This is a genomic window from Paenibacillus sp. 1182 (assembly GCF_017833915.1).
Classification (GTDB): domain Bacteria; phylum Bacillota; class Bacilli; order Paenibacillales; family Paenibacillaceae; genus Paenibacillus; species Paenibacillus polymyxa_D.
This window is the reverse complement of sequence record NZ_JAFICR010000020.1, coordinates 1-11,967: the sequence shown is the minus strand read 5'-3', so window position 1 is coordinate 11,967 and position 11,967 is coordinate 1. Positions and strand designations below refer to the sequence as shown.

The window sequence follows — 11,967 nt, the reverse complement described above, 5'->3', positions numbered from 1 at the left end:
CTATTCTTTGACAAAATAATTCCTTATTTCGGCAGGAAGCCTGTCTTTTACCGCGTTCAATTTATTCTGGGGAAAATACATATGATATTTCCCTCGGTGAATACCACTTATGGAGCGCACAATTTCCGAAACTTCGGATATTTCACTCACCTCGCCCTGACGTCCAAGCAGTAAAATCTGGTTGTCCGTCGAGCCACCCTGCCGAAACACATCATAAGGAAGATCCGTCGGAAAATCAATTTCAAAATCATATTCAGGGTGCAAACCAGCCTCTTCCAAAGCTTTCCGAATACTGTCAATGGTATCTGTATCCATATTTTCAATCTCTACATATTTATACAATCTACGGTCCATAAAGCGGCTGCTCAAATCACTTAAAATTTCGTCCTTTTCTCGTTTCCACTGGCTAAATACGGTCTGAATTAATGACTCATCGAGCATCAGATATTGCTCTACTGTAAGCTCTCCTTTCAACAGATCCGGCAGCGGGTCCAGCAGAAAACCAAACTCATATCCGTTTTTAAACAATTCCTTTGCTCGCTTGAAAATTTTACGTAAAAGGATCTCCGAGCTGCGTGTTACAGGATGAAAATAAATTTGCCAATACATCTGATAGCGTGACATTAAATAATCCTCTACTGCATGCATGCCTGATTCCTTCACAACAATTCTCCCATTATGAGGACGCAACAGTCGTAAAATACGGTCCAAATCAATCGTGCCGTAGTTGACACCTGTCGAATGAGCATCCCGCAACAAATAATCCATACGATCGGCATCTAGCGGACTGGTCACCAAGTTAACAACAATCGGCTTATCATACGTTTTGGCTATAACCGCAGCCACCTTTTGTGGAAGCTTCTCGTCGACTTGCCGTAGCACGGCGTTGATCTTCGTGTCTCCCAGTACAATGCGGCATGTCCAATCCTCATGGTTCATATGAAAGGCTTCCTCAATTGAATGTGAAAATGGGCCATGCCCCACATCATGCAATAGAGCTGCACACAGAGCAACCAACCTTTCCTCTTTCGGCCAATCTGGGAAATCTCCACGTTCAAATTGAGAAATAATACTTCTCGTAATCTCATATACGCCCAATGAATGTGAAAAACGGCTATGCTCCGCTCCATGAAACGTAAGATACGATGTGCCTAACTGCCGTATGCGGCGTAAACGTTGGAACTCCGGCGTGTTGATCAACCGCCATATCACAGTATCCTGAACATGAATGTAATTATGTACCGGGTCTTTAAATACTTTTTCTTCACTGAGTGGCTGGTGCAAGATATCAGCTCCTTTAATATTCGGAATAATGGATTAAAATACAATAAAATCCTAAAGCATTTCCCTCATTCGACATTCTTTGTCGTAATATGTCGAATTATAGTTTTTCGACATTTCCAAATCGACAAATTGAATAAATCATCAATAAGATAAGGCAATGCACATGAGTAAAGCTCTTTAATCTAAATACTTTTGCATAATCAGACTGTTACTACATTTTTTAGGTTGACTGTTTTGGGAATCGTTGGTATAGTAAATATCAGAAAAGAGAAAATTTTGTCGAATCATGACACTTATATTATTTTAAACGGCGAGAGGAGCCTGATTTATTATGATGAAATCCACTGGTATTGTAAGAAAAGTCGACGAGCTCGGACGTGTTGTTATTCCAATCGAATTGCGCCGTACCCTGGGAATCGGGGAAAAAGACGCGTTGGAAATTTATGTTGATGGCGAACGCATCATGCTTAAAAAATACGAGCCTGCTTGTATCTTCTGCGGTAATGCTGAGAACGTAATTTACTTCAAAGGGAAAATTGTTTGCCAAGATTGCATTTCTGAAATCCCAACACCTGTGACAAACTGAGAATTTTAGTATATAATAGACTTATCAGATATTGTTAATTCTAACCTTTTTCATATACACTCCTTGTTGCCTTCCACGGTTTGAACCCAACCGTTGGAAGGCCCTTTTTTGTTTAGGCAGATATTCATAAGAGTGCGTTGTAAACATCTCTCTTGGAGATTGCACGATCTGTGGCTGTACGCTTCATTGCGTCCTTGCGTGTAAGTCCCTCTTGCTCGTAATGTGCGACGTGGGACTCCAAAGATAAGGACTGCCACCATGCCTGACGTTCCTGTTCTTCTTCCTCTTCGTCTTTTCCTTCAACCACTAGACAATACTCACCAATCGGTGGATTTTCCTCTAGTTTAGCAAGGCATTGCTCCACGGTTCCTCGTACCCATTCCTCATGCAGCTTGGTCAGCTCACGCGCAAGCACCACTTTGCGTGAACCTAATGTTTCCTTCAACACCATCAATGTCTTCACAATACGATGAGGCGATTCATAAAAAATAATTGTGCCGTGAGATACCTGAAACGATAGCAACAGCTTCTCCAGGTCCTTTTTCTCCCGTGGTGGAAAACCAGCGAAGGTGAACCTTTCTGTATCCAGTCCTGAGGCAATTAAAGCAGATAGTGCCGCATTCGCTCCTGGGATGGGGATGACGCTAATTCCCGCTTCCAGTGCCAGCTTGACCAGATCCGAACCAGGGTCAGAAATGGCCGGTAGACCTGCATCGCTAACCAGCGCCAAGTTTTTCCCTTCTATTATGTAACGTATCAGTTCAGGCCCACTGGCAACCTTATTATGTTCATGATAACTAAAGAGCATATCCGGTGTGATTTCGAAATGAGTGAGCAGTTTACGTGTCTGCCGCGTATCTTCGGCAGCGATAATACTACACGACTTTAAGGTGTTAATTGCCCTAAAGGTCATATCTTCCAGATTCCCAATAGGTGTTGCAACAAGATACAATTTTCCCCGTTCTTCTTCGCTGTTACTAAAGCTTTTTTGTACAGCTGCTTTCACACAGAATCCCCCTTGCTTACTTCTCCATAGATATCTCTTATCTCCTGAGTATAATTCCCATTTTCCTGATATACAATGAGCGGAGGCAACAAACGAACCTCGGGTTTACCGTCACGTAATGCTTCAACCAGTACCATATTGGCTTCCATATGAACTCGTGGGTGAACAAAACGTATTCTTTTGGGTTCCAAACTATGTTTACGCATCAAGGTTATAATCTCGCCCAGCCGCTGCGGGCGATGAACCATGGATACTTTCCCCCCATTACGGACAAGCCGGGTGGATGCCTGAATGACTTCTTCCAGTGTGCAGTTCACTTCATGACGGGCAATTGCCTGGTGAGGATTCAGCTTGATATCGCTACCATTTAGCGGCATATAGGGGGGATTCACGGTAATCGCATCATAAACACCATGTCCCGTGATGTGAACCAGCTCACGCAGGTCCCCTTCCCGAATCTGAATTGCTGCTTCTAATCCATTCAAGCTGACACTGCGTCTAGCCATATCTGCCAAGCGTGGTTGAATCTCAATTCCTTCAATAGACGCTTTTGTTCGTGTCGTTAGCAGCAGGGGGACAACCCCATTGCCTGTACACAGATCAAGAATCTTTCCACGCTGCGGAATACCAGCAAAACGTGCCAGCAAGACCGCATCCATCGAGAAGCTGAATACTTCATCACTCTGGATAATGCGCAAATTATGTGAAAGCAGATCATCAATTCGTTCAGACTTCTTTTCTTTTTCCTCCATAGTGCTCTCCCATCTTTTATAACCAAAGTCGCTTTTCACTCATACTTCCCTACAAAAAAAGCCGTAGGCATCTTGCTCCTACGGCTTGTTTTTATTTATTCAAAAATGACAGACAGAAGAGGCAATCGCCTTCCGTTCGCAAATGTCCGTAATACACGTTGCATATATGAAATCCTTCATGATACAGCCTTGCTAGATTGTCGTAGCCTTCGCCCACGACCTCACCCGTTTGCCCTTCATCCTTAATGACGATCGGAGGAGGAAGCTTCGGCTTGTTTGCCGTCTTTTCTTCTCCAGAGGTTTCACGTTTGAGCATCTTGCGCACCTGTTCGTTTTCAATCGTTAGTCGTTGATTTTCCTCCAGCAGCTCTTTAACTGCCAGTTTCAATTCACCCAGATCGCTATGCAACTGTCCCATTTGGGTTTCCATTTCGTGAATACGCGCAAAAACATTTAATTTATCCAAGTTTCCACCCCGAAGCAACCTAATGGTTTACTTGACGACTACATCGTCCATTGGAAGTTCCTTGACCTTACTGATCTCAAACAGTTGAACATGCACCGTGCGATGACCTGCATTCACACCTACGACTTTACCTTCCCCCAAAGAGGTGATAACCATCTTACCCACCTGAGGTAGCTCTTCTCGCATACTTTCGTAGTTATCATGTTCAAACTTGAGACAGCACATCAATCTCCCGCACAACCCGGAAATCTTCGTCGGATTCAGCGACAAACTCTGATCCTTCGCCATCTTAATAGATACCGGCTCAAAATCCCCCAGCCATGAGGAGCAACACAGAATACGTCCACAAGGTCCAATTCCGCCAAGCATTTTAGCCTCATCCCGTACGCCGATCTGCCGCAGCTCGATCCGTGTACGAAAAATACTGGCCAAGTCCTTTACAAGCTCTCGAAAATCTACTCGACCCTCTGCCGTAAAATAAAAAATGATCTTATTGCGGTCAAATGTAAATTCTACATCTACCAATTTCATTTTAAGGCCATGGTCTTTAATTTTATTTAAACACGTGCCGAATGCATCCTTGGCCGCTAATTTATTCTCTTCTACCACAAGAGCGTCATCATCCCCAGCAATACGAATGACTTTTTTTAAGGGCAGGACAACATCCGAATCATTTACCTCTTTTTTGCCCACTACAACCTTGCCATATTCAATACCGCGCGCGGTCTCTACAATGACACAGTTTTCTTTCTCCACTGGAAGATCCAGCGGATCAAAATAATAAGTCTTGCCCGCCTTCTTGAAACGGACACCCACTACACTATACAAAAATTAACCCCCTTGTATGCCACTAAACCTCATTTGAAGCCGACATTGTACGAATGGCCGCAATTGAAGTCTCACTGTCGCACAAACCGGGAACCTGGCGTCGCGGATTGTGCAGAGTGGAACAAGCGCGCCTTCCTGTTAGCCGGTGATAGAACCGCTTGTATCGGACAACCCAATCAGAAGCTGCTCCACGCATAACTGCCCGTTGACGTGAAAACGGAGCTTCTTCCTGCAATTCGCGGCCAAATCCATATAAGAGACCCATTGTTCCGTGCTGCGGGTGATTGCCAATTTGGAGACGGACTCCAAATGATCTATGAAAACAATGCTTTCGTGCCTTCCGTAACGGAAATGAAGCATATCCTTAAACCACAAATGAAACAGATGAAACAGAATATCCAGGTGTTCAGAAAGTCCAGTTTTAAAAATCTTCTGTTGAGCCAGAATAATAGACGAGCTCCCCCGACTCATGGACTCCTTCACTAATTGTAACACTACGTTTCTAATTTCTGCAAACCAATTCTGCTGGAGAATTTCTCTACATGATTCCAGTCCTGAAGCAATATGAACGACCGACCGGACAAGCCCTGCCGTATAGCCTTCCCCAATTAATGCCTGCATCATCACCTCCGGCTGTAAAGCGTGGAAAGGAACCTGCTGCGTCCGTGATTGAATCGTAGGCAGCAACGCCTGTCCATTTTCAGAAATGAGTATACCGACCACTGGAATTTGGGGCTCCTCCAGAAATTTAAGTAAGCTATTAGCAGCTTGCACTGTCATGGTATCCGCCTGTCGGATGATATATACCTTCGGATTGGAGCTTTCAGATTTGTAAGAAAATATACGTTGAAGCCCGCGAATCTGATCAATTTTAATCGTAGCTCCATCCGGCTCTACAATATGCAAATCTGGATGATTCCCGTGCTCTACCTTGCGGCATGACAAACACTCCCCACATGCATCGTCCGTCTGTCGCTCACAAAATAAAGCCTTAGCAAAGATCTGCGCCATGTTCATCTGCCCGCTTCCCGGCGGCCCGCTAAAAACATAGGCATGGTTGACCGTATGATTCCGTAGTGCACTTTGCAGCATTTTTTTGGCTACATCCTGGCCCATTATATGTTGAAAAGACATATTTCCTCACTTTCTCCACTGAAAATAACTGTGACCCATCGGCAAATCGTTGTTCTTCCAGGCATGTACATAGTCAAAAATAATCTGCCAGCATGATCAGCAAGCAGATTATTTCTTCGTGGCAATAGCCCGTCTGTATTCATTTATAACATAAGTCTGCATTAAAATGAGAGATTAATTAGCAATCCTCTGATCTCACCGACCCCTTGCAAAAGCTCAATCTTGCCTTGCTCGGTTTCGAGCAGTTCATCTGCCATTTTGAGCAACAGCTCATCCACTTCATCAATCAGCTTATAACGTTTGCTGCGTCCCCGGCGATCCCAGCCCTTCGTGTCCTTCATGGACACGCCTCGCCGAACGGTATCTTCCAAAAACCGTTTAACCAGCATCTTATAGGCCTTCAGCTCACGAATCGTCATTGAACGTGCAAGACGATCTCCCTGCATTTGTATTTCCTTAAAGCGCCGATTCAATTCCTCCTGCGAAGCTTGCTCACCATTTTGCTGCATAACGTCGGAGAAGCTCTTGGGCTGAATTGGCTTTGCACTCATTTCATTTGTAGACAATGTACTTTGTAAAGGGCGATAGCCCGGATTTATTTTCATATAAACCTGCTTTCTCCCCGGATGCTTCCACTTTCCCCCTTCATGAACAGTTCAACCTAGAACTCAGGGTTTCTTCGGCTTTCCGGGGACTGCGCTGTAGCGCTGCCGTTTTAGTAGATCTGCCCTCATTCCCATCATGCAGGAAGATACAGGCGATTCCCCTATCATATCGGCAGAATAGGCCCTATTGTGTAGATTCAGAAATGCTCGAAACGGTCTACAGGCATCACGAATACCGTCGCTCCACCCACCTGCACTTCAACAGGCAACGGTAAATAGGAGTCCGTCGTCCCGCTCATAGGGGTAACGGGTGTGACCAGCTGTTCACGAACCTTGCAACTGCTGCGAATGACGTTCATTAATGAGTCCACCTGATTGTCATCAACACCGATCATAAATGTCGTATTACCTGCACGCAGAAATCCTCCTGTGCTCGCCAATTTGGTAGCACGGAAATTAGCTTTCACCAGTCCGCTGGATAATCTATTACTGTCCTTATCCTGTACAATCGCAATAATCAGCTTCATCCTGTATTCCTCCTTCAAGTCATATTAGAGACAACCTTGTCCCTAGCTCAATTTTACCGTATATCCTTCGACAATTATATGCTAAAATTCTGAGCAAACCGTGTTTTCAGCAAATCCTTCAATACTTGCTCCACCTGCTCTGGCGCCGGAGATGCATCAACAATTGTAATTCGCTCCGGAAATTTGCGAGCCAACTCCAAATATGCCTCTCGCACCTTATGGTGAAACGATATACTCTCCATGTCGAGGCGGTCCATTTCTGCTCCTCGTGACGCACTAATTCTTGCCAATCCCAGTTCGGGCTCAATATCCAGATAAAATGTGGCATCCGGCTCCCAATCATCTACCGCAAAGCGATTAATTGAAGCTACCTCTTCAATTCCGATTCCTCTTGCAAATCCTTGATAGACTAAGCTACTATCCACAAAACGATCACATAATACGATAGCTCCCTGTTCAATAGCCGGCTTTACCTTCTCCACCAAATGCTGACGCCGTGCCGCCGCGTATAAAAGTGCCTCTGTTCGAGCATCCATACTGGTATGAGCAGGGTCCAAAATGATAGAACGAATCTTTTCGGAAATTTCGATGCCACCCGGCTCCCTTGTCGTGATGACTGGATAGCCTTCTTCCTCCATAAACTTCGCCAGCCGTTGAATCATAGTTGTTTTACCGGAGCCGTCTCCCCCCTCCAGTGTAATAAAAATGCCTTTGCGATTCATGTTATTCCCTGCTTTCCTGTCTGAAAAATAAAAGTCACCCACAGGCTACGTATGCTTCTTTTATTCAGTCTTCTGTATTTGTTAAGTCTCTAGTATCTAATCTTTATTGTAAACGGAATACCCGAATTGTAAGCATACTTTCATCTGCTACCCCGTGCCATTTGGCTCCCAGCTTACGTAGACGACCCATCCGCAGTGCAATCGCTTCTGTGATCGTTTCTCCTGCATATAGCAGTGGAATACCTGGAGGATACGGGATAATCATTTCGGCCGCTACCCTGCCAGCACATTCCTCTACAGGCACCGTCTCCATCTGATCGGGGCTAATCGGTCGAAGCCCAAACGGCACCGGAATAGAGTATCCCTTCATTCTATCATTGTTCCACGTGGAAAAGTCTAATTCGAGTCTTTGCTGCTCTTTTTCCGTTGGCCCCGGCTCACCAGCCGTCTCCTTAAATCTTATATCATTATTTATATGCACAAGAGCCTGCAACAGGTGACTCGCATCCTTAGCCGTAGAGCCTAACGTAAACAATAAAACAACATGTTTTTCGTCGCTCATCTCTGGAACACATCCGTAAGACTCCAATTCGTGCTTGAGTTCAAATCCATTCAGTATACCCCATGTATCATACAGCACCAATTTAAAAGGATCCTGGGTTGAATATCTGCTTATTCCCTCCTCAGATCTTTCTAGGACCTCAGAGATTCCCCTGTGAGCGTATTCCCCCTCTAGTGCCTGCTGTGTAGGTTCTAACAAGCGAAAGCGCGGGAGCTGCTCCAGGCCCTTTCTAAAAGCATCTACTGCCGCTAAGCCCATGGTAAAAGCATCTGCTCCATACGCCTCTATATACCATCTTGCCAAATCCAATGAAGCCATTAACGGATAAGAAGGGCTAGAGCTTTGCACCATCGCCAGTCGCTGACGAAGTAGTTCCCGATGAATTCTCTTTCCCTGCACATGTAACATGGCCCCCATGGTCATGGCTGGGAGCATTTTATGTGTCGATTGGACGACTACATCAGCCCCGCAGGATAGCGCAGAGGCTGGCAAACGAGGATGTAGTCCATAATGGGCACCGTGTGCCTCATCTACCAATAGCGGCACATGGGCTGCATGACAAGCCTTAGCCGTTGCCGTCAGGTCATGCCCCATCCCATAGTAATTAGGTAGTGTAAGTAACACCCCTTTAGCCGAAGAATAGGCCTTCAGTGCAGCCTTTATTGTATCCGTTGTTGGGGCAACCGCCAGCCCGCTTTGTGTATCTATTTCCGGATCCAGGAATACCGCATTAGCCCCTGACAGCATGAGACCGTTCAGGACAGATTTGTGTACATTTCTCTGTACCAGCAGTAGATCTCCCGGCTCCGTACATACAGTTAAAATCATAGCCAAATTACCGACCGTGCTTCCTCCAATTAGCCAAAAGCTCTCTTCAGCACCAAAACACTTTGCAGCCAGCTCTTGCCCTTCACGAATCACATCTTCTGGGTGATGCAAATCATCCAGTCCAGTAATTTCTGTCGCATCAATAGACATCACTTCTTGCAACAGAGATGCAATATTTTCATGCTCATATACTTGTCCATTTTTATGACCGGGCACATGGAAAGAAGCATTGCCCTGAGTCCGGTAACGTATTAGGGCTTCCATTAATGGTGCGTGTACCGCCTTTTTCCCCATCATTCTGCAATCCTTCCAAACAAAGCTTTATATCTACCTTATTTTATCGTAAAATCAAGCGGAATCCTACTTTTACTCACAGAAAAAAAGGCCCGTATCGACAGACCTTGAATGCCAATCCTTCAAAGACTAATTGCAAAGGATATTATGCATTTTTCTGTACCCAGATTTGCTTTAGTTGATCAATAAAAAAATGATATTTGGCATCAGTTGCATCCGTGTGTACCATTTCAGCTTCACACGTATCACAGATAAACTCGGAAACGATAAAAATGCCTTCATGCTTGTGCTGTCCGCATATAATACAGCGGTGGCCGCCTTGATCATGCATATCCATCCCACCTTGTTTCTTTTACTATTAGTATGGGGCACTTTCTACTATTTTAAACCTTTTCATAGCTCAGTTTGACGATATACTCTATATATATTCCTCCTGGGCCATTATGGTGTTTGTACCCCGTATGTTTAAAAAACAGCCGTCTATGCCGATATAATAAGAAAAAGCTCTTATGTATGGATACCCTTTCATCGGAGCCTTGAACACTTCATCAGTGATAGCTTTTCCAGTAATTATAGAGTAGGCTAGCTAACACTGGATGTCGATCATTCTGTATTTCTACAAAAACGATTAAATGCTTATTTAAAGCGGCATGAGCGAAGTACCGTCCCTTTTTCCGGCTGTGGACGGGAAGCCACTTGTGATGCAGTAGATTAATGAAAGGACTGTTCGCATGACAGAGGAAACCGGAACCAAAGCTACCTACTATCACTACAAGCTCATTAAAAAAATCAGTATACCGCGTCAACTAGTATGGAGTCATATTTCACTGCCTATTATTATGCTTCTCTTTCTGCTTCTTGCCTTTTCCTGGACTAGCGTGTTTTTGTTTGCTCTTGCCTTTTTCCTTACCTTATGGGTACACTTCGTAATCTCACGATCTGTCCTATACATCGGTGGCGGAGCATCCTTCCGCAAACGTTGGGCATTCCACCGTAAGTTACCATGGCTAGGCTATATGACAGACCAGTACATAGGCTATAGCATCTTTCGTCGTGTGCACATACATACCCTCTGGATCGGTATCTGCTTATCAGGCGTATTCATTCTCTGGTCTCCACCAGCCTTTACGGTATCCTTACTCTTCTGGCATCTATGGCTTATTGCACCGCGTCTATACATCCTCAGTCGGCTTACGGGCGAGAGAAAAGACGGCATGTTGAAGTTTACCGATGAAGATGCCTCATATTATCAACAGTAAATCTAACCACTCATATCCGTACAGATAAAAAATTCCGATCTGAACTACCTACAACGATCTAGACTGAAGCAAAAAGGAGCAACCTCAATCGGTTACTCCTTTTTTTGCGACTTAACAACCATAATCGCTTTATTCTCTTATCAAGTAAACTTTCCTCACCTTTATCCTCGTTATTAATGTAGAGCAATTATTCAACATGCAAATATATAAAAGGAAGCTACTCCCTACTCAACGGCAGTTCTGAGTGCTTCCCCACATCCAATCTCATCATTCACCATTATACACAGCATACGATACGCTATGAGTTTACTATAAATATGATCTACATTAAGTCCTATGCTGCTTACCGGTTGAAAACCGTACTCCTAATTAAGATCCACGCTTTTGCTCTTCACAACAGCCTTTCTGTCTTTTGGAACCAATACAGTAAAAGAACCATCATGCACAGACAAATGCACCATGTGTTTATTTTTCTGAAACACCTTCTGATTTGAGGTGGATAGATTCGGTTCCTCAGTCCACCCCCAAGCTGCAATCTCCTCTAGATAAGGAGCAGGTAGACTATCACTTTCCTTCAACGCTGGCAGTGCATAGCGAACATAGTCCATGTCCGAATTACTGCTGGCCCGATCGGTTTTACTAGCTTCTTTGGGAACCGGAAACGTCTTCTCGTTGGCAGCACCCTCAAACGATGTCCAAGAAGGCTCCTCTTCCACGCACCCGGTAAGAATCGCGACAGCGACACTGAATAGCACCAATAGAGCAAGCCATTTATTTCGCCGCATGATCTTCCCTCCTTACCAGCCTGATTGATTATACAAAAATCCTATGATGGAGTTTGCATAATTCTGCAACAATGCAGCGTGTGTGTATGGGATTCAATACCTATATTATACAGGGTTTACTCTTACATTCCGTAACAAAAATGTTACCTTCCTTTTGTAAGGATATTTCTAAAATATCCGTATATGCAAAAGAGGACCATGATCTCATTGAGATCATGGTCCTCTTTACCTGTTGCTTGGCGACGTCCTACTCTCCCAGGACCCTGCGGTCCAAGTACCATCGGCGCTGGAGGGCTTAACGGTCGTGTTCGGGATGGGTACGTGTGGAA

Annotated in this window: 14 protein-coding genes and 1 rRNA gene; 2 read left to right on the top strand and 13 right to left on the bottom strand. The window is 44.6% G+C overall.

The genetic code is table 11. The features are described from left to right. A complete protein-coding gene (locus tag JOD82_RS27110; protein WP_029519386.1) occupies positions 1-1,284 on the bottom strand; it encodes an HD domain-containing protein in 1,284 nt (427 codons plus the stop codon). 331 nt (positions 1,285-1,615) lie between these two features. On the opposite strand from JOD82_RS27110, the gene JOD82_RS27105 reads away from it, so the two are divergent. After that, positions 1,616-1,870, top strand: a complete 255-nt coding sequence (locus JOD82_RS27105; RefSeq protein WP_007428005.1) for an AbrB/MazE/SpoVT family DNA-binding domain-containing protein — start codon at positions 1,616-1,618, stop codon at positions 1,868-1,870. A 124-nt stretch (positions 1,871-1,994) separates the two neighbouring features. Here the strand turns inward: JOD82_RS27105 and rsmI are convergent, their stop codons facing one another. The 10 genes from rsmI to JOD82_RS27055 all read right to left on the bottom strand — a co-directional run bounded on the left by rsmI (position 1,995) and on the right by JOD82_RS27055 (position 9,925). Next, entirely contained in the window at positions 1,995-2,876 is an 882-nt protein-coding gene (gene rsmI / locus JOD82_RS27100; protein WP_029519388.1) for a 16S rRNA (cytidine(1402)-2'-O)-methyltransferase, read from the bottom strand. Further along, positions 2,873-3,628 (bottom strand): tRNA1(Val) (adenine(37)-N6)-methyltransferase, encoded by a 756-nt coding sequence (locus JOD82_RS27095; protein WP_029519389.1) that lies wholly within the window; start codon positions 3,626-3,628, stop codon positions 2,873-2,875. The genes rsmI and JOD82_RS27095 overlap by 4 nt, the downstream gene beginning before the upstream one ends. 91 nt (positions 3,629-3,719) lie before the next feature. Next, a complete protein-coding gene (yabA, locus tag JOD82_RS27090; RefSeq protein ID WP_025722558.1) occupies positions 3,720-4,094 on the bottom strand; it encodes a DNA replication initiation control protein YabA in 375 nt (124 codons plus the stop codon). Between the two features lie 27 nt (positions 4,095-4,121). Continuing rightward, positions 4,122-4,922 carry a PSP1 domain-containing protein gene (locus JOD82_RS27085; RefSeq protein ID WP_013308110.1) on the bottom strand — a complete coding sequence of 267 codons (801 nt, stop codon included), beginning with the start codon at positions 4,920-4,922 and terminating at the stop codon, positions 4,122-4,124. Between the two features lie 138 nt (positions 4,923-5,060). Next, a complete protein-coding gene (gene holB, locus JOD82_RS27080) occupies positions 5,061-6,056 on the bottom strand; it encodes a DNA polymerase III subunit delta' (protein ID WP_023986424.1) in 996 nt (331 codons plus the stop codon). A 161-nt stretch (positions 6,057-6,217) separates the two neighbouring features. After that, positions 6,218-6,661, bottom strand: coding sequence for a YaaR family protein (locus tag JOD82_RS27075; protein WP_013308108.1), 444 nt, complete (start codon positions 6,659-6,661; stop codon positions 6,218-6,220). Positions 6,662-6,858: 197 nt separating this feature from the next. Continuing rightward, complete coding sequence (locus tag JOD82_RS27070; RefSeq protein ID WP_007427998.1) at positions 6,859-7,188, bottom strand: cyclic-di-AMP receptor; 330 nt, start codon at positions 7,186-7,188, stop codon at positions 6,859-6,861. A 74-nt stretch (positions 7,189-7,262) separates the two neighbouring features. After that, positions 7,263-7,910: a dTMP kinase gene (tmk, locus tag JOD82_RS27065; protein ID WP_209950309.1), complete on the bottom strand. Its 648-nt coding sequence runs from the start codon at positions 7,908-7,910 to the stop codon at positions 7,263-7,265. A 103-nt stretch (positions 7,911-8,013) separates the two neighbouring features. Then, positions 8,014-9,597, bottom strand: coding sequence for an aminotransferase class I/II-fold pyridoxal phosphate-dependent enzyme (locus tag JOD82_RS27060; protein WP_209950308.1), 1,584 nt, complete (start codon positions 9,595-9,597; stop codon positions 8,014-8,016). 142 nt (positions 9,598-9,739) lie between these two features. Beyond that, positions 9,740-9,925 (bottom strand): sigma factor G inhibitor Gin, encoded by a 186-nt coding sequence (locus tag JOD82_RS27055; protein WP_023986422.1) that lies wholly within the window; start codon positions 9,923-9,925, stop codon positions 9,740-9,742. 400 nt (positions 9,926-10,325) lie between these two features. On the opposite strand from JOD82_RS27055, the gene JOD82_RS27050 reads away from it, so the two are divergent. Then, positions 10,326-10,853 (top strand): hypothetical protein, encoded by a 528-nt coding sequence (locus tag JOD82_RS27050; RefSeq protein WP_029519392.1) that lies wholly within the window; start codon positions 10,326-10,328, stop codon positions 10,851-10,853. A gap of 365 nt (positions 10,854-11,218) precedes the next feature. On the opposite strand, the gene JOD82_RS27045 is transcribed toward JOD82_RS27050, so the two are convergent. Together JOD82_RS27045 and rrf are read right to left on the bottom strand one after the other, a co-directional pair. Beyond that, positions 11,219-11,638: a hypothetical protein gene (locus tag JOD82_RS27045; RefSeq protein WP_013308104.1), complete on the bottom strand. Its 420-nt coding sequence runs from the start codon at positions 11,636-11,638 to the stop codon at positions 11,219-11,221. A gap of 234 nt (positions 11,639-11,872) precedes the next feature. Next, positions 11,873-11,967: ribosomal RNA gene (rrf, locus tag JOD82_RS27040) — 5S ribosomal RNA — on the bottom strand; the annotation flags it as partial.

Excerpts from the sequence above, each read along its gene's own strand:
- JOD82_RS27070 (WP_007427998.1), bottom strand. The coding sequence starts at position 7,188 with ATGAAGCTGATTATTGCGATTGTACAGGATAAGGACAGTAATAGATTA.
- JOD82_RS27050 (WP_029519392.1), top strand. The coding sequence starts at position 10,326 with ATGACAGAGGAAACCGGAACCAAAGCTACCTACTATCACTACAAGCTC.
- JOD82_RS27105 (WP_007428005.1), top strand. The coding sequence starts at position 1,616 with ATGATGAAATCCACTGGTATTGTAAGAAAAGTCGACGAGCTCGGACGT.
- JOD82_RS27075 (WP_013308108.1), bottom strand. The coding sequence starts at position 6,661 with ATGAAAATAAATCCGGGCTATCGCCCTTTACAAAGTACATTGTCTACA.
- JOD82_RS27060 (WP_209950308.1), bottom strand. The coding sequence starts at position 9,597 with ATGATGGGGAAAAAGGCGGTACACGCACCATTAATGGAAGCCCTAATA.
- JOD82_RS27055 (WP_023986422.1), bottom strand. The coding sequence starts at position 9,925 with ATGCATGATCAAGGCGGCCACCGCTGTATTATATGCGGACAGCACAAG.
- tmk (WP_209950309.1), bottom strand. The coding sequence starts at position 7,910 with ATGAATCGCAAAGGCATTTTTATTACACTGGAGGGGGGAGACGGCTCC.
- JOD82_RS27045 (WP_013308104.1), bottom strand. The coding sequence starts at position 11,638 with ATGCGGCGAAATAAATGGCTTGCTCTATTGGTGCTATTCAGTGTCGCT.
- holB (WP_023986424.1), bottom strand. The coding sequence starts at position 6,056 with ATGTCTTTTCAACATATAATGGGCCAGGATGTAGCCAAAAAAATGCTG.
- JOD82_RS27095 (WP_029519389.1), bottom strand. The coding sequence starts at position 3,628 with ATGGAGGAAAAAGAAAAGAAGTCTGAACGAATTGATGATCTGCTTTCA.